The organism is Pseudomonas sp. 58 R 12, assembly GCF_900005865.1.
Lineage (GTDB): Bacteria > Pseudomonadota > Gammaproteobacteria > Pseudomonadales > Pseudomonadaceae > Aquipseudomonas > Aquipseudomonas tritici.
In genome coordinates this window covers 24,919-41,909 of the sequence record NZ_CVTP01000002.1, presented here as the reverse complement: position 1 = coordinate 41,909, position 16,991 = coordinate 24,919, and the positions used below count along the sequence as shown (strand labels likewise).

At 61.1% G+C, this 16,991-nt stretch carries 16 protein-coding genes; 6 read left to right on the top strand and 10 right to left on the bottom strand.

Going from position 1 to position 16,991, the window contains the following annotated elements; all coding sequences use genetic code 11:
* Positions 1 to 38 precede the first annotated feature (38 nt).
* From ybeY to miaB, 3 genes are all read right to left on the bottom strand, one after another.
* Positions 39 to 497, bottom strand: coding sequence for an rRNA maturation RNase YbeY (gene ybeY / locus BFP95_RS00580; RefSeq protein WP_065873669.1), 459 nt, complete (start codon positions 495 to 497; stop codon positions 39 to 41).
* Complete coding sequence (locus BFP95_RS00575; protein WP_065873668.1) at positions 490 to 1,494, bottom strand: PhoH family protein; 1,005 nt, start codon at positions 1,492 to 1,494, stop codon at positions 490 to 492. Before BFP95_RS00575 ends, ybeY begins: the two co-directional genes overlap by 8 nt.
* Before the next feature lie 231 nt (positions 1,495 to 1,725).
* Complete coding sequence (gene miaB / locus BFP95_RS00570; protein WP_065908942.1) at positions 1,726 to 3,054, bottom strand: tRNA (N6-isopentenyl adenosine(37)-C2)-methylthiotransferase MiaB; 1,329 nt, start codon at positions 3,052 to 3,054, stop codon at positions 1,726 to 1,728.
* A 131-nt stretch (positions 3,055 to 3,185) separates the two neighbouring features.
* Here miaB and BFP95_RS00565 point away from each other — a divergent pair, with 131 nt between their 5' ends.
* Positions 3,186 to 3,512: a DUF1820 family protein gene (locus BFP95_RS00565; protein WP_003236992.1), complete on the top strand. Its 327-nt coding sequence runs from the start codon at positions 3,186 to 3,188 to the stop codon at positions 3,510 to 3,512.
* A gap of 66 nt (positions 3,513 to 3,578) precedes the next feature.
* Here BFP95_RS00565 and BFP95_RS00560 read toward each other — a convergent pair whose 3' ends face one another.
* The 4 genes from BFP95_RS00560 to BFP95_RS00545 form a co-directional block, all read right to left on the bottom strand.
* Positions 3,579 to 4,133 carry a tetratricopeptide repeat protein gene (locus tag BFP95_RS00560; protein ID WP_049711389.1) on the bottom strand — a complete coding sequence of 185 codons (555 nt, stop codon included), beginning with the start codon at positions 4,131 to 4,133 and terminating at the stop codon, positions 3,579 to 3,581.
* 225 nt (positions 4,134 to 4,358) lie between these two features.
* The gene (gene hemL / locus BFP95_RS00555) at positions 4,359 to 5,642 is read right to left on the bottom strand and encodes a glutamate-1-semialdehyde 2,1-aminomutase (RefSeq protein ID WP_065908938.1); all 1,284 of its coding nucleotides are present in this window, start codon (positions 5,640 to 5,642) and stop codon (positions 4,359 to 4,361) included.
* A gap of 17 nt (positions 5,643 to 5,659) precedes the next feature.
* Entirely contained in the window at positions 5,660 to 6,283 is a 624-nt protein-coding gene (gene thiE, locus BFP95_RS00550) for a thiamine phosphate synthase (RefSeq protein WP_065873666.1), read from the bottom strand.
* A gap of 18 nt (positions 6,284 to 6,301) precedes the next feature.
* The gene (locus tag BFP95_RS00545) at positions 6,302 to 7,099 is read right to left on the bottom strand and encodes a hydroxymethylpyrimidine/phosphomethylpyrimidine kinase (RefSeq protein ID WP_049711392.1); all 798 of its coding nucleotides are present in this window, start codon (positions 7,097 to 7,099) and stop codon (positions 6,302 to 6,304) included.
* Positions 7,100 to 7,386: 287 nt separating this feature from the next.
* On the opposite strand from BFP95_RS00545, the gene BFP95_RS00540 reads away from it, so the two are divergent.
* The 4 genes from BFP95_RS00540 to BFP95_RS00525 all read left to right on the top strand — a co-directional run bounded on the left by BFP95_RS00540 (position 7,387) and on the right by BFP95_RS00525 (position 13,861).
* Positions 7,387 to 9,777 (top strand): hybrid sensor histidine kinase/response regulator, encoded by a 2,391-nt coding sequence (locus BFP95_RS00540; RefSeq protein WP_065908935.1) that lies wholly within the window; start codon positions 7,387 to 7,389, stop codon positions 9,775 to 9,777.
* Positions 9,778 to 9,844: 67 nt separating this feature from the next.
* A complete protein-coding gene (locus BFP95_RS00535; RefSeq protein ID WP_065891165.1) occupies positions 9,845 to 11,500 on the top strand; it encodes an acyl-CoA dehydrogenase family protein in 1,656 nt (551 codons plus the stop codon).
* Positions 11,501 to 11,681: 181 nt separating this feature from the next.
* A complete protein-coding gene (gene amn / locus BFP95_RS00530) occupies positions 11,682 to 13,154 on the top strand; it encodes an AMP nucleosidase (RefSeq protein ID WP_175403026.1) in 1,473 nt (490 codons plus the stop codon).
* Between the two features lie 71 nt (positions 13,155 to 13,225).
* Entirely contained in the window at positions 13,226 to 13,861 is a 636-nt protein-coding gene (locus BFP95_RS00525) for a pseudouridine synthase (protein ID WP_065891163.1), read from the top strand.
* On the opposite strand, the gene BFP95_RS00520 is transcribed toward BFP95_RS00525, so the two are convergent.
* Both BFP95_RS00520 and BFP95_RS00515 read right to left on the bottom strand, forming a co-directional pair.
* Positions 13,856 to 14,065 carry a DUF2788 domain-containing protein gene (locus tag BFP95_RS00520; RefSeq protein ID WP_065891203.1) on the bottom strand — a complete coding sequence of 70 codons (210 nt, stop codon included), beginning with the start codon at positions 14,063 to 14,065 and terminating at the stop codon, positions 13,856 to 13,858. The two genes, BFP95_RS00525 and BFP95_RS00520, sit on opposite strands and share 6 nt — an antisense overlap.
* A gap of 108 nt (positions 14,066 to 14,173) precedes the next feature.
* Positions 14,174 to 14,653 (bottom strand): Lrp/AsnC family transcriptional regulator, encoded by a 480-nt coding sequence (locus BFP95_RS00515; RefSeq protein ID WP_017735654.1) that lies wholly within the window; start codon positions 14,651 to 14,653, stop codon positions 14,174 to 14,176.
* A gap of 397 nt (positions 14,654 to 15,050) precedes the next feature.
* Here BFP95_RS00515 and BFP95_RS00510 point away from each other — a divergent pair, with 397 nt between their 5' ends.
* Positions 15,051 to 16,091 carry a DUF6515 family protein gene (locus BFP95_RS00510; protein WP_065873661.1) on the top strand — a complete coding sequence of 347 codons (1,041 nt, stop codon included), beginning with the start codon at positions 15,051 to 15,053 and terminating at the stop codon, positions 16,089 to 16,091.
* On the opposite strand, the gene BFP95_RS00505 is transcribed toward BFP95_RS00510, so the two are convergent.
* On the bottom strand, positions 16,088 to 16,981 hold the full coding sequence (locus BFP95_RS00505; protein ID WP_065873660.1) for a cation diffusion facilitator family transporter: 894 nt from the start codon (positions 16,979 to 16,981) through the stop codon (positions 16,088 to 16,090). The two genes, BFP95_RS00510 and BFP95_RS00505, sit on opposite strands and share 4 nt — an antisense overlap.
* Positions 16,982 to 16,991: the final 10 nt, after the last annotated feature.

Genomic DNA, 16,991 nt, shown 5'->3' with positions numbered 1-16,991 from the left:
GATTACTCTGAATCCTTTAGTGTGACAATTGAGTGTTTTTAAACTTCGTCGTCTGCATACGGGTCTGGATGACCCAGTTCTGCAAGCAACGTTTGTTCCAGTGTTTCCATCTCGCAGGCTTCGTCATCGTCTATATGGTCGTAACCCAAGAGATGCAAGCAGCCGTGGATGACTAGATGGGCCCAATGGGCTTCAAGTTCCTTGCCTTGTTCCTTGGCCTCGCGCTCCACCACCTCGACACAGATGACCAGGTCGCCCAGTAACGGGATATCCAGCAGTTCATCAGGTACGTCGGCGGGGAAGGACAGTACGTTGGTCGCGTAATCCTTCTGGCGCCAGGTGTGGTTCAGTTCGCGGCCTTCGGGCTCGTCGACCAGGCGAATGGTCAGTTCCGAATCAGCGGTGCGCTGGCGCAGGGCCAGCGCACACCATTGGCGGAACTGTTCTTCGCTGGGCGCGGGCGCTTCGGTAGCCAGCTGCAGGTCTAGCTCAAGCATCGCGGCGAGTGTCCTTGGACAAACCATCGTCACGGTGTTCGAAGCGCTCGTAGGCTTCGACAATGCGCTGCACCAGCGGGTGGCGCACTACGTCCTTGGGCGAGAAATGCGTGAAACTGATGCCCGGCACGTCTTTGAGCACTTCAATCACATGGCTCAGGCCCGACTTGGTGCCCTTGGGCAGGTCAACCTGGGTAATGTCGCCGGTGATAATGGCCGTGGAACCGAACCCGATGCGGGTCAGGAACATCTTCATTTGCTCGACCGTGGTGTTCTGGCTTTCGTCGAGGATGATGAAGCTGTTGCTCAAGGTGCGGCCGCGCATGTAGGCCAGCGGGGCGATCTCAATCACTTGGCGTTCGATCAGCTTGGCCACGTATTCAAAGCCGAGCATCTCGTAAAGCGCGTCGTAGAGCGGGCGCAGGTACGGGTCGATCTTCTGCGCCAGGTCGCCGGGCAGGAAACCGAGCTTCTCGCCAGCCTCGACCGCCGGGCGCACCAGCAGGATGCGGCGCACTTGCTCGCGCTCCAGTGCGTCGACCGCGCAGGCCACGGCCAGGTAGGTCTTGCCGGTACCCGCAGGGCCGATGCCGAAGTTGATGTCGTTACCGAGGATTGCCTTGACGTACTTCTGCTGATTCAGGCCCTTTGGGCGAATCATGCCTTTTTTGGTACGCAGGGCCACGCTGGCTTCGGCCACGGGGTTGTTGGCCAAATCTTCCACAGCCGATTCCTGCAAATACAGGTGCACGGTTTCCGGCGACAGCTCGCTACCCTTGGTTTCGCGGTAGAGCCGACGCAGCAGGTTTTCTGCAGACTTGGTGTAGTGGGCCTCGCCAATGAGCTCGAACTGATTGCCGCGGTTGCGGATCTCGATGCCCAGGCGTTGTTCGATCAGGCGCAGGTGCTCGTCGAACTGTCCGCACAGGTTGGCGAAACGGCGAGCCTCAAAGGGCTCGAGGAGAAAACGATGGGGTTCTGCTATGGGTGCGTTCAAGGTCGCTTTTAGCCGCCCTTTGGCTGTTGAGGTGAAATAGAGAATAACGCCAGCCGCCTGTGTGCGAAAGCACTTAAATGGACTGGTCTCACTCTCAAGAACTACAAATAACTACTGTGGGAGCTGGCTTGCCTGCGATGGGGCCTGCACATTCAAAAGAGATGTCGCCTGTTACATCGCTATCGCAGGCAAGCCAGCTCCCACATTTGATCTTCATTTATCCTGGGATTGTCAGTTGATCAAAGAACCACGCAACGAATGGGGCTGCGCCGCATCAATGTGCACCTCGGCAAACTGGCCGATCAAGGTCGGATTGTCGCAACGGAAATTTACGATTCGGTTGTTCTCAGTACGCCCTTGCAGCTCACCCGGGTCTTTTTTCGAGTAGTCGGTGACCAGGATCCGCTGGGTCGAACCGACCATTTGTCGGCTGATCTCGAAACCCTGTTGGTTCAAGCGGTGTTGCAGCGTGTTCAAGCGCTCTTTTTTCAGCGCTTCCGGGGTTTCGTCCAACAAGTCGGCCGCCGGGGTGCCGGGGCGCTGGCTATAGACGAACGAGTAGGAGAAGTCGAAACCGACGTCCTCGATCAGCTTCATGGTCTGCTCGAAGTCTTTCTCGGTTTCACCGGGGAAGCCGACGATAAAGTCCGAGCTGATGCAGATACCCGGCACCGCCGCGCGCAATTTGCGCAGTTTGGATTTGTATTCCAGCGCCGTATGGTTGCGCTTCATCGCCGACAGGATGCGGTCCGAGCCCGATTGCACCGGCAGGTGCAGGTGTTTGACCAGCTCCGGCACCTCGGCGTGAGCCTGGATCAGGCTGTCGGAAAACTCCAGCGGGTGCGAGGTGGTGTAGCGAATACGCTCGATACCGTCCACGGCGGCGACCACGCGGATCAACTCCGCCAGGTCGGCCAGGCGGCCGTCGTGGGTCAGGCCGCGATAGCCGTTGACGTTCTGGCCCAGCAGCGTCACTTCGCGCACGCCGTTTTCGGCCAGGTGGATGATTTCCGACATGACATCGTCAAACGGCCGGCTGACTTCTTCACCGCGGGTGTAGGGCACTACGCAGAACGTACAGTACTTGCTGCAGCCTTCCATCACCGACACGTAGGCGCTTGGCCCATCGATACGGGGCTCGGGCAAATGGTCGAATTTTTCGATCTCCGGGAAGGATACGTCGACCTGCGGCAGCTTGGTGATGCGCGCCGCGTCGATCATTTCCGGCAGGCGGTGCAGGGTCTGTGGGCCGAAGACCACGTCGACATAGGGCGCGCGGTCGCGGATCGCGGCGCCTTCCTGGCTGGCCACGCAACCGCCGACGGCGATCACCATGTCCGGGTTGGCCAGTTTCAATTCACGCCAGCGGCCCAGTTGTGAGTACACACGGTCCTGGGCCCGTTCGCGGATCGAGCAGGTATTAAGCAGGATCACGTCGGCATCTTCGGCGCGGGCGGTGACTTCCAGGGCCTGGTGTTCGCCCAGCAGGTCGACCATGCGCGAGCTGTCGTACTCGTTCATCTGGCAACCGTGGGTTTCGATATAAAGCTTCTTGGCCATGGTAATCGTCAACTGGTGGTAAAGAACCGCGCATTATAGGGGGCATGCCCATTGGTTCCTAGCGTTGTGCATCGGGTGCCATGCTATAGTTCGCGCCCTCTTTTATATCCCCGATGTGTTGTTCGCCCACCATGACCAAACGTGAAGCTCCAATCTATAAGGTGATTTTCCTCAACCAGGGCCAGGTGTTCGAAATGTACGCCAAGCAGATCTATCAGAGCGATCTGTGGGGTTTCCTGGAGGTGGAAGAGTTCGTCTTTGGCGAGCGCACCCAGTTGGTCGTCGACCCGGGCGAAGAAAAGCTCAAGGCTCAGTTCGAAGGCGTGGTGCGCAGTTTTGTGCCGATGCATTCGATTGTGCGCATCGATGAAGTCGAGCGCCTGGGCACGCCGAAAATCAGCGAAGCACGGGGCGTGAGCAATGTCATGCCGTTTCCGATGCCGATGCCTGAGAAATAAGTCTTCAGACCGCGTCGCGCCCATCGCTGGCTTGCCTGCGATAGCGATAGAAGGGTTTAGATGAATTCAGGGCAGGGGTGAAAAGGGCGAACGCCCATCCGCGCTCTGCAATTCCTGCAGGTAATTGCGGAAAATCTGCCCCAGCACCTGGGTCGCCACTTCCAATTCATCACGCTGCATGTGCTCGGCGACTTCGTCGGCCGTATCCAGCGCATCTTCCGCACCGTTGACCGCCGCCATTTTCAGCACGATATACGCCTGGACGTTATTGGCCGGCACACCTTCGCCTTTGAAGAACATGTTGCCCAGTTGGAACTGCGCCTGGGCGTGGCCCTGCAACGAGGCTTTCTCGAAGTAGCTCAAGGCCTTGTTGAGGTCGCGGGCGGGGTTTTTGCTGTCGTGGAAGTACTCACCCAACTCGTATTGCGCCTGTGCATCCCCGTCCTCGGCCTGTTTCTGGCACGCGCTCAGCGCTTCGGCCTGGCTGTCTGGCTGGGTATTGAGGGTGCAACGACCCATCGCTGGGATTAACAACGAGTTGCCGCCTGCTTGTGCATGTGCCAGCAGCGGCTGAAGGAGCAACAGGCAGCCCAGAACCAGGGTGCGGCCGGTGCGTTTCATGGGAATCGACTTACCTCTGACGGGGCACGCGGACCCTCGGGGGATCCAATAAGCGCGCATTATGAAATAAGCAGGCCTCTGCTTACAAAGTCTTTACTCGTTTTTCTGCTGGTTGGGCAAGTTATCTGCCGGATTGCAGGTGATTTCTCGAAAAAACTCGGAAATCTCTGTAAGCAAAGTAGCAAATCAGACACCGTTTGTGCGTTGCCTGATTTTTACGGCCAATTATTTCAGTGCGGCGAAGGCGCGTTCAGCGGCGTCGAGGGTCAGCTTCAGTTCGGCTTCGCCATGGGCGATCGAGGTGAAGCCGGCTTCGAACGCGCTCGGCGCCAGGTACACGCCGCCTTCCAGCATCAGGTGGAAGAAGCGCTTGAACAGATCTGCGTCGCTGCCCATCACGTCATCAAACGTGACGATATCGTCGGCGCCGCTGAAGTACAGGCCGAACATGCCGCCCGCTTGCGTTGTAACAAACGGGACACCGGCGGCGTCGGCGCGTTGTTGCAGGCCGTCGAGCAGGCGGGTGGTGTAGTCGGTCAGCTCGGCGTGGAAACCCGGGCGGCTGATCAGGCGCAAGGTGGTCAGGCCGGCGGCCATGGCCAGTGGGTTACCTGACAAGGTGCCTGCCTGATACACCGGGCCCAGCGGCGCGATGTGCTGCATGATTTCGCGCTTGCCGCCAAAGCAGCCTACTGGCATGCCGCCACCGATGATCTTGCCGAAGGTGCTCAGGTCTGGCGTTACGCCGTAGTGCGCCTGCGCGCCACCAAGGGCCACACGGAAACCGGTCATCACTTCGTCGAAAATCAGCACCACGCCGTGCTTGTCGCACTGCTCGCGCAGGCCTTCAAGGAAGCCTGGCGCAGGCGGTACGCAGTTCATGTTGCCGGCCACCGGTTCGACGATGATGCAGGCCACGTCCTGGCCCACTTCATTGAGCATCTGCTCGACGGCGGCGATGTCGTTGAACGGCAGGGTCAGGGTGTGTTTGGCAAAGGCTGCCGGTACGCCGGCCGAGCTTGGCACGCCTTGGGTCAGGAGGCCGGAACCGGCTTTCACCAGCAGGCTGTCGGAGTGGCCGTGGTAGCAGCCTTCGAACTTGATGATGCTGTCGCGGCCGGTGAAACCACGGGCCAGGCGGATCGCGCTCATGGTGGCTTCGGTGCCGGAGCTGACCATGCGCACCATTTCCATCGACGGCACGATGGCGCACACCAGATCGGCCATCTCGGTTTCCATGGCGGTCGGTGCGCCGTAGGACAGGCCGTGTTCCAGTTGCTTGCGCACCGCGTCCAGTACGTCCGGGTGGCTGTGGCCGAGGATCATCGGGCCCCAGGAGCCGACGTAGTCAACGTAGCGCTTGTCATCTTCGTCGGTGACGTAGGCGCCTTCGGCATGCTTGAAGAACAACGGCGTGCCGCCCACGCTTTTGAACGCACGCACGGGGGAGTTCACACCGCCGGGGATATGTTTCTGGGCATTGGCAAACAGCGTTTCGGAACGGGACATGGTTGGGCTCTCTGAAATCAAATCTTAAGAAGGGCGTTGAACGCGCGGGCGCGACGCGTGACTTCCTGGGTGCTGTCGGCGCCAAACAGGCCGTGCACCACCGCCAGCAGGTCGGCCCCGTGGGCCACCAGCGGTTCGGCGTTCTCCAGGGTGATACCGCCGATCACGCAGATTGGCACGTGCAAGCGTGCGCGCGCCTGGGCCAGCATCTCGACGGTGGCCGCCGGCGCGCCGGGCTTGGTGTTGGAGTTGAAGAAGCGGCCGAAGGCGACGTAGCTGGCGCCTTCCTTGGCGGCCTGCTCGGCCAGTTCGATCTGGCTGTGACAGGTCGAGCCGATGATGGCCTTGGAGCCGAGCAGCGCACGGGCCGGGGTCAGTGGGCCGTCGGTCTGGCCCAGGTGCACGCCGACGCCGAGGCGCGCGGCCAATTCAGCGTCATCGTTGATGATCAGTTGGGTCTTGTAGCGCGAGCACAGCTCCCGCAGCTTTTCCGCTTCACGCAGGCGCCGGGCTTCGTCGCTGCTTTTGTCGCGGTACTGCAGCAGGGTCACGCCACCGTCCAACGCCGCTTCGACGTAGGCGAGGAATTTGCCGGCCAACAGTTGGCTGTCGGTAATGGCGTAAAGGCCACGTAGTTTCATCGGGCATGCCCCTTGGTGTTAAGAGCAGAAATCCAGCGGCAACCGGCGCGGTACAAACTGGCCCTGGCCGAGTTGTTCGGCGTCACGCAGGGTGCGCCAAGTGTAGTTGAGGGCCGATTGCACGGCGCTGACCAAGCCTTCGCCCTGGGCGATCCGGCCGGCCAATGCACTGGCCAGCGTGCAGCCCGAACCATGGTAACTGCCGGGCAGGCGCTGGCAGGTAAAGGTCTGGCGCGTGCCGTCACGGCTATAGAGACGGTTGTGCACTTCGTGCTCATCGCCATGGCCGCCAGTGATCAGCAGGTGCTTGATGTACGGCAGCAGCTTCTCGGCGCATTCGTCCGCCGTGCCTTCAGGCAATTCTGCAAGGATGCGCGCTTCGGGCAAGTTTGGCGTGGCGATCAGCGACAACGGCAGCAGCCGCTCGCGCATCGCGTAACCGACCTCGTCCTTGCCCAGGCTGCCACCGCCACCGGCGCGCAGCACCGGGTCGCACACTACCGGCAGGTGCGGGTGCGCCTGCAGCAGTTCGACCACGGTGTCGACCATCGCAGTGGAACCAAGCATGCCCAGCTTGACCGCTGCCACCTCGGAATCGCCGAGCACGGCATTGGCCTGGGCCAGCACCCACTCGCGGTCGAGCACGCGGAAATCGCTGACATTGACGGTGTTTTGCACGGTCAGGGCGGTGACGGCCGGGGCCGCATGGCAGCCCTGGGCGAGCAGGGCTTCGATATCTGCCTGCAAGCCGGCGCCACCACTGGGATCATGGCCGGAGAGACAGAGGACAACGGGGCGAGAGCTGTAGATATTCATGGTGCGCGAGCTTACCACCAAACGCTTTTGCCGGGGCCGTCTGGCGATGGCTGAATTTTGTACGCAATCATCAGCGGTTATGGCTGTTTGCTAGTATCCGCTACTTGCGGTGAAACGCGCTAAAAGCCTTGTTCTAGAGCCTTTCAAAATTTTATTTCAATGGTGTCCAATGGCCTTTAGCGGCTATGCTAGAGTGGATCCAAACGACTAACTGTATTGCCGGTGTACGTCTTCTCAAAAGGATGGGGGGCTTTTTGACATAACCGGACAGGCCACGCTGGGGCACTATGCGCTATTTGCTGATTTTACTGTTGTGCGGGCTGCCGCTGCTCGCCAACGCCGTCGAGTTCAACCAAGACACGCGAAGCCTGCCGCTGGGCCGGGCCATGCAAGTGCTCGAAGACCCGACCGATGCCCTGACCATTGCTGATGTGAGCGCGCCTTCCGCCGCCACGCTATTCAAGCCCCACGATAAAGACACACTCAACGCCGGCTACTCACGCTCGGTATTCTGGCTCAAGGTCAATCTGCATTACCTGCCCACCCATCCCGAAGCGCAACGCACCTGGTTGCTGGAGCTGGCGTACCCGCCGCTCGACCATCTTGAGCTGTATTTGCCCGACAGCACCGGCACCTATCGCCTGGCCGGGCGCACGGGGGACGCGCTGCCCTATTCTTCCCGTGAAATTCGCCAGAACAATTACCTGTTCAACGTCGACTTCACCCCTGGGCAGGCGAAAACTGTCTACCTGCGCCTGCAAAGCGAGGGCTCGATCCAGGCGCCATTGACGCTCTGGTCCAGCACCGCCTACCTGGAACAACAGCCGCTGCGCTTGTATGTGTTAGGCCTGATCTATGGCGTGTTGTTGGGGATGCTGGTCTACAACCTGTTCATCTACCTCAGCGTGCGCGACACCAGCTACCTCTATTACATCTTCTATATTGCTTCGTTCGGCATGTACCAACTGTCGGTCAACGGCGCGGCGGTGGAGTATTTCTGGCCAAACAACCCTTGGTGGGCGAATGCGGCGACGCCGTTCCTGATTGGCTCGGCGGCGCTCTTCGGCAGCCTGTTTGCGCGCAGCTTCTTGCACACCGCCCAGCACAGTCGCTGGATCAACCGCCTGCTGCTGGCGCTGGTGGCCTGCGGCGCAGTGGTGATGCTGCTGTCGTTGATGACCAGCTACGCCCTGGCGCTGCGCCTGGCCACTGGTCTGGCGCTGGTATTTACCGTGACCATCTTTGTTGCCGCCATCAAGGCCTGGTATTGCGGCCAGCGAGTGGCGCGCTATTTCATCATCGCCTGGTCGGCGTTCCTGCTGGGCGGGGTGGTGAATACGCTGATGGTGCTGGGCTACCTGCCCAATGTGTTCCTGACCATGTACGCCAGCCAGATCGGCTCGGCGATTGAAGTGGCGTTGTTGTCCCTGGCCCTGGCCGACCGTATCAACTCCATGCGTGAGCAACAGGCGCAGATCCTGTTCGATGCCAGCCAGAAGCTCGAAGTGCTCAACCAGCAATTGGCCCGCAGTAACCGACTCAAGGATGAGTTCCTCGCTACCCTCACTCACGAACTGCGCACGCCCATGAACGGCGTGATCGGCTCCCTTGAACTGATGCAAACCGTGCCGTTGGACGCTGACCTGGCGCAGTACCAGCAAACGGCCGCCGGTTCGGCGCGGGACATGATGCGCATGGTCAACGGCATCCTCACCCTGACTGAATTGCAGGCCGGGCGCCTGAGTGCCCAGCCGCAGGTGTTCAGCCTGCGCGGGACGCTCGAGACCTTGCGCCAGCAGTTCAACGCCAGCGCCCAGAGCAAAGGCCTGGCGTTTTCCATCGACGTGGCGGATGAGCTGCCGGACCGCGTGGTGGGCGACGCCGACAAACTGCTGCAGTGCCTGGATTGCCTGCTGGACAACGCCTTCAAATTCACCCACGAAGGCTCGGTCCGCCTGCGTGTGGTCGGCGTGCCGCACAGTGAGGGCGCTTTGCGCCTGAGCTTTATCGTCACCGACACCGGCATCGGCTTTGCCTTCCTAGATGAGGCCACGCTGTACCAGCGGTTCTTCCAGCTCGATGGCTCCACCACCCGTGAATATGGCGGCATGGGTATCGGCTTGGCGATCTGTCGGCAACTGATCGAGCTGCTGGGCGGGCGCCTCACTCATCATTCCGAACCGAGCAAAGGCAGCCGCTTCCAGCTGGAGGTGGAGGTCAGCCCAGTGCCGCCTGAGTTCAAACCAATGCCAGGCCGGCAACGCGCGCCTCAGGAGTGCGCGGTGCTGCTGGTGGATGACAACAGCGTCGGCCAATTAGTGGTGCGCGGCATGCTGCTTAAGCTGGGCTACCGGGTGAAAAGCGTGGACAGCGGCCCGAACGCGTTGGCGGCTTTGCAGGCCGGGGATTTCGACGCGGTACTGTTGGACCTTCCCGAAGGTGGTTTCTCTTTGTGCTGTCAGATTCGTGCACTGCCTGGCTGCGGTGAATTGCCGGTGATCGCCTTGAGTGCGTCGCTGAATGTGTCTGAGCGCGAGCATTGCCATGGCATCGGTATCTCCGATCGGCTGGTCAAGCCGGTGCGTTTCGAGGCATTGCAAGCGGTGCTGGAGCGTCGGTTGTTGTGTCCGGTCGAGGGCGAAAGCGCCGGGCTTTCGACGGGTATGCCCCTTTTTTAAGGCGGATGACGGTGCTTAACTGAAATTCAGGCCCCAACTGAACGTGGCCTTTTCCAGGAGGCCCGTCATGAACCTGCATCAGTTTGCCGAGACCCACGACGTCACCAACCAACCGCCGTCCCTGGACGGCACTAACCTGTATCGCATCGACTTGCCACTGCAAGAATGGTCACGCCGCTGTGGCGCTGGCTGGGCGCAGGCGCGCATCGATGCCTACGGCGCGCTAGCCGGTGGGCCGCTGATGGAAGCCGGGTTCCTGGCCAATCAGAACAAACCGGTATTCAACAGCCATGACCGCTATGGTCATCGCATCGACCTGGTGGAATTTCACCCGGCTTATCACGAACTGATGCGCACCGCCGTCGAGCACGGCCTGCCGTCGCTGCCTTGGGCGCACCCGCAGTCCGGTGCCCATGTGGCCCGCGCTGCCATGACCTACCTGCACAGCCAGGCCGAAGCCGGTACCGGCTGCCCGCTGACCATGACCTTCGCCTGTGTGCCGGCGCTGCGTATGCAGCCAGAATTGGCTGACCTTTGGCTGCCGAAAATTCTCAGCACTCAATACGACCCACGCAATGTCGGCATCGCCCACAAGGCCGGGGCCACCATTGGCATGGCCATGACCGAGAAACAGGGCGGCACCGACGTGCGCGCCAATACCACCCGCGCTTACCCGGTCGGCGCGGGCGGCCCGGGGCAAGCCTATGAACTGGTGGGCCACAAATGGTTCTGTTCGGCGCCGATGTGTGATGCCTTCCTTACGCTGGCGCAAACCGACAAGGGCCTGTCCTGCTTCCTACTGCCTCGACATCGCCCGGATGGCACGCGCAACGAGTTCTACATCCAGCGCCTGAAAAACAAACTCGGCAACTGCTCCAACGCCTCCAGCGAAGTGGAGTTCCGTGGCGCCCTGGCCTGGATGATCGGCGAGGAGGGACGCGGCGTGCCGACCATCATCGAGATGGTCGCCATGACCCGCTTCGATTGCATGGTCGGCTCCAGCGCCCTGATGCGCCAGGCGCTGACCCAGGCCAGCCATCATTGTGCCAATCGCTCGGTGGGCGGCCGTGTACTCAGCGAGCAACCGCTGATGCAAAACGTGCTGGCTGACCTGGCACTGGAAAGTGAATCCGCGTTGGCCCTGAGCATGCGCATGGGCAAGGCCCTGGATAACCTGGGTGATGAGCAGGAAGCCAAGTTCGCCCGGCTGGTGACGGCGGTGGGCAAGTATTGGATCTGCAAGCGCGCCCCGGCCATGATCAACGAAGCCGCCGAGTGCATGGGCGGCGCCGGGTATGTGGAGGACAGCATCCTGCCGCGCCTGTACCGTGAGGCCCCGGTGAATTCGACGTGGGAAGGTTCCGGCAATGTGCAGTGCCTGGACGTGCTGCGCGCGTTGTCAAAAGAACCGGGTGTGCTGGAGGCGTTGTTTGTCGAACTCGGGGACGGGCACGGGGATAAGCCATTGGCGCGACATATTGAACAGCTGAAGTCAGCGTTTATGGACACTCAGGATATCCAGTACCGTGCGCGGCAGTTGACCGAGGATATCGCCGTGGCGTTGCAGGCCAAATTGTTGCTGGAGGCGGGGAATGCGGCGGTGAGTGATGGGTTTATTGCCAGCCGGTTGGGTGCGTCGTCCGGTCGGGTCTACGGGACTTTGCCGCGTGGTGTGGACGTGGAAGCGATTGTTGCCCGCTCAACACCTAACCCCTCTGACTAGACACGGTCAAAATGTGGGAGCGGGCTTGCTCGCGAATGCGGTGTATCAGTCACCTATTCAGTAGCTGACCCGCCGCATTCGCGAGCAAGCCCGCTCCCACATTATTGATCCCATTCCAATTCCGGTGTTTCAGTGAGCCTGGGATACAGGCAAGATAAAGGCCTGCAAGTCAGAACACAGGATGCTTACCGTGACCGAAGCTTTTGTTGTCGTTCAAACCGCTGAAGAAGCCGTGGATCGTCTGGCGGCCCTGCATGAGCGCGCTACCGGCGCGCTCAATCAAGCCCTCAAGCAGTACCTCAAAGACCGCGTCGAACCCGATGCCGAACAACGTGCGCTGTTTCGTTACCCGGAACTGCGCCTGACCTACCACTGCCACGGCGAAGTCCCACAGACCACTCGGGCGTACGCCAAGGTCCAGTTGCCGGGGACCTACAGTGTTACCGTCACCCATCCTGCGGCCTTCCGTAAGTACCTCCTGGAGCAACTGGTGCCGCTGATGCACGACTTCACCGTGACGGTGGAAGTGGGCGTCAGCCAGCAGAACATCCCGTACCCGTACGTGGTGGAGCAGGGCGACGAACTGGCCGGCTCCGGCGTGACCGCCGCGACCCTGGCCCGCGTGTTCCCCAGCACTGACCTGTCGGCTGCCACCGATGGCATCGCCGATGGCCTGTACGACTGGGAAAATACCGACCCGCTGCCGCTGGCGCTGTTCGATGCGGCCCGCGTTGACTTTTCCCTGCGCCGCCTGGTGCATTACACCGGCAGCGACTGGCGCCATGTGCAACCGTGGATCCTGCTGACCAACTACCACCGTTATGTCGACCAGTTCATCGTGCATGGCCTGGAGCAACTGCGCAGCGACCCACGGTTTATCCGGATGGTGCTGCCGGGCAACGTGGTTATCGACAAGAGCATGGACCACGGTGAAGCGTCGGCGATTGCCGCAGGCGTTGTGTGGCATCGTTATCAAATGCCGGCCTATCACTTGCAGGCCAGCGACGGCCACGGCGTGACCTTGGTGAACATCGGCGTCGGCCCGTCCAACGCCAAGAACATCACCGACCATTTGGCCGTGCTGCGCCCGCATTGCTGGCTGATGATCGGCCACTGCGGCGGCCTGCGCCAATCCCAGACCATCGGCGATTACGTACTGGCCCACGCCTATATGCGCCGCGACGGGATTCTCGACCGCGTAGTGCCGCCGAATATTCCGATCCCGGCCCTGGCCGAAGTGCAGATGGCCTTGCAGCAAGCGGCGGCCAACGTCACCGGCGAAAAAGGCGAAGAGCTGAAAAAACGCCTGCGCACCGGCACCGTGTTGACCTATGACGACCGTAACTGGGAGCTGCGCTGGGCCCAGGAACGCCCATTGATCAACCTGTCTCGCGCGGTGGCCGTGGACATGGAAAGCGGTACCATCGCGGCGCAAGGCTACCGCTTGCGTGTGCCTTACGGCACCTTGCTGTGCGTGTCCGATAAGCCGCTGCACAGCGAGATCAAACTGCCGGGTTCGGCCAACGCGTTCTATGAGCGCGCGGTCAGCCAGCACTTGAAGATCGGCATCGAAGCCGTGGACCTGCTGCGCACCGAGCTCAACTCGCTGCACTCGCGCAAACTGCGCAGCTTCGACGAACCGCCGTTTCGCTAAGCGGTTGGGATGGTCATTTAACGGTCAGGCCACTAGCATTGTCGGTCCTGACCGTTAGATGTTCCTTTGCCATGTCCCGTCCCACCCGTCCCGATTCGCGCCGCTCCGGCGTGAAGCCTCCGCATTCCGCAGCCCGTCGTGTCGCCAAGGCACCGCCGGCCGAGCCGAAGTTGATCCTGTTCAATAAACCGTTCGACGTGCTGACCCAGTTCAGCGACGAAGGCGGGCGCGCGACCCTCAAGGACTTTATCGACATTCCCGGCATCTACCCGGCCGGTCGCCTGGACCGTGACAGTGAAGGCCTGTTGCTGCTGACCAACGATGGCCAACTCCAGGCGCGGATTGCCGACCCCAAGCACAAACTGGCGAAAACCTACTGGGTACAAGTGGAAGGCGAGCCAACCGAAGAACAACTGCAACGGCTGCGTGACGGCGTCGAGCTGAACGACGGCAAGACCTTGCCCGCCGAAGCACGGCAGTTGGACGAGCCCGAGTTATGGCCGCGCAACCCGCCGGTGCGCTTTCGTAAAAGCGTGCCGACCCATTGGTTGGAGTTGGTGATTCGAGAAGGGCGCAACCGTCAGGTGCGGCGCATGACCGCCGCCGTGGGGTTGCCCACCTTGCGGCTGGTACGTGTGCGAATTGGCGATTGGACAATTGAAGGCCTGGATCAAGGCCAGTGGAAGGAAGTGCCGGCGCGCTTATAAGGCGCCGGACTCGATCAGGCCGATGACCACGCTCTTGATGATGAACGCGGCCACGCCCAGGCCCAGTACGAAGAACAGGATGAACGAGCCAAAGCGCCCGGCCTTGGATTTCTTCGCCAGGTCCCAGACGATAAAGCCCATGAAAATGATCAGGAGGGTGACCAGGCCGGTCATCATCCATTCTTCAAACAGGACGGGGTCGATGTTGTTCATTAGGGCTTTTCCAGCAGGGCAGGCGGGAAGTATACGGCAGCGTTACAGACGCAACATTGACCTGAGTCGGTCGCGGTCAATGTGGGAGCTTCATTGGTCTCAGGTACGCAGGTGGGTCAGCGGCAGTTCGGTGCTGTTGAGCACCTGGTTCAGCACAAAGCTCGACCGCACGCTGGTCACCCCATCAATGCGCGTCAGATGCCCCAGCAGCAACTTCTGGTAGTGATCCATATCCGGTACCACCACCTTCAACTGATAGTCAGCATCCATCCCCGTCACCAAACTGCATTCCAATACTTGGGGCAATGTGCGAATGGCCGCTTCGAAATTCTCGAAACGCTCGGGGGTGTGGCGGTCCATGCCGATCAGCACATAGGCCGTCAGGCTCAGGCCGAGCATCTTGCGGTCGAGCAAAGCGACCTGGCGGGCGATGTAGCCGTCGTCTTCCAACTGCTTGACCCGGCGCGAGCACGGCGAAGGCGACAAGCCGATACGTTCGGCCAACTCCTGGTTGGAGATCCTCGCATCGCGCTGCAATTCCGCCAAAATACTCAGGTCGTATCGGTCAAGCTTGCTCATTGGGTTGGCCTTTGTCGTAACTATTGCGGTGAATTATCTATGAAGGGTTAAAAATTGCGCAAGCACTGTTTATTGACGCAATCTTCGCAATCATCTGTCGGGCGCTCGCCTGTATCTTTATCAACAGAATCACCGCCTGGACAACAGTCCACAGCAGCGCGCCCAATCAGGCCCGTTGCGGCCGCCACCCCAGCAGGGTTGAGCCGGCCTCCAGGCTGCACACTGTCCACAAGACGGCGTGAGGTGAGCCAACGCCAAAAGCGTTGAGCCAGGACGAAGTTCTCAAGGGGTGGCCGACGGGTCACCCCTTTTCTTTTGCCTGCTGATAACCTGTCCAAGAACCGGGCCTCGCTTTTCCAGTCTCATGGACAGGCCCTAATCCGCAGTGAGGAATAGCATGAAGCGCATCTGGCGTTTGGCAGGTGTTGGTTTGCTGATGGTCACCGTTGGCGCCCAGGCAGTGGCCGACGAGCGTGATAACGCGCCGCGCGGTGAAGGCGGTGGTCAGCATGAAAGAGGGCCGGAGGGCGGACGGCCTGGGGGTAATGAACAGCCGCGGCCGCAGAATAACCCACCGCGTCCGCAGAACAATCAGCCTCGGCCGGAAAACAATCAGCCACGCCCGCAGAATCAGCATTTTGATCGCGGTGGTCAGAACGGTAGCGGCCAATGGCAGGGGCGTCCCCAGGGTAACGAGCAGGGGCGGCCGGTGCCGCAGCCCTCGAATAACCTGCCGATCCAGAGTCGCCCGGACACCGTGCGCCAGACCCAGGAGCCGCGCCAGGGCTACTACCGCGACATCCCTCGACGCAATGACGGTAACCAGCACTGGGAGGCCGGCGGCCCAGGCTCACGTCCGGGCGATAACCGCTGGCCCGGTCGCCCCGACGGCCATGGCAACGGCTGGGGCCCAGGGCCGCAGCATCGCCCTGGCTACGTGATCGACCGCTTCCCCGACCGCAACTACCGCGTGCCTTACCGTGGTCAGGATTACTTCTATTCCGGTGGCTACTGGTACCGCCCGCAAGGCCCGCGCTATGTGGTGGTGACGCCGCCGTACGGTATCCGGGTGCATTACCTGCCCGACTATGCACGTGAAGTGTGGATAGGCAGTGCGCTGTTCTTTCTTGCGGCGGGCTCTTATTACACCTACGAAAGCAGCTCCCAGCAGTATGTGGTGGTGCAACCGCCGACTGCCGTGCCGGCGCCGCAGCCCACGCCGCAAGGCAATGGCTATGACGTGGTGGCGTATCCCACCAACGGCCAGTCACCGGCCCAGGTGCAGCAGGACGGTTATGACTGTTATCGCTGGGCCGTGCAGCAAAGCGGTTTCGATCCGCAGCAAGTGACCTACGCCCCCGACCCGGCGGTGGTGCAAACCTACCGCCAGGCCCAGGGCAACTGCCTGAGCAGTCGCGGCTATCAGGTGCAGTACTAGGTTTTATTGCCCGTGACTACTTCCCGCGGGTCGGCGTGCACCAGCACTTCGGCGCGCGGGTAAGCCTTGTGAATGGCATCGGCGGCCTGATCGCTGATCCCGTGGGCGACTGACAGCGTCAACTCCCCCGGCAGCTCCAGGTGCAACTGCACAAACCAGTGGCTGCCGGAAATCCGCGTGCGCAGATCATGTGCACCCAACACCCCCGGTACGCCACGGGCCAGTTCCAACATGTGCTGGCTGACGTCCGGCGGCAGCTCTTCATCCATCAACACCGCAAAACTTTCCCGAGCGATCTGGATTGCGCTCCACAAGATGTAGGCAGCGATGCCCAGGCCGAACCAGGCGTCCACTTGATGGTAGCCAAAACCCGCCAGCACCAGCGCCACCAGGATGCTCCCATTGAGCATCAGGTCTGAGCGGTAGTGCAGCGAATCCGCGCGCACGGCGTTGGAGCCGGTTTCGCGGATCACCCGGTGTTGCAGCATTAATAAGGCGACGGTCAACGCCAGGGAAAACACGATCACACCAATGCTCAACCATGGCGCGCCCACCGGTTCCGGGTGCTGCAGCCGCTCGTAGGCCTGGAACGCGATCAGCACCGCACTGCCGCCGATAAACAGCGCTTGCGCCATGCCCGCCAGCGATTCTGCCTTGCCATGCCCATAACGGTGATCGTCATCGGCCGGGCGCAGCGCGTAATGCACCGCGAGCAAATTCAACAGCGAGGTCACGCCGTCCAGCAGCGAGTCGGTCAACCCGGCGAGCATGCTCACCGAGCCGCTGAACCACCAGGCTATGGCCTTGGTGATAATCAACGCACAGGCCACACCCACCGAAGCGCGGGTGGCCAGGCGCAAGAGCCTGGCGTGTTCGGGACTGCTGGTCATAGACGGCTCG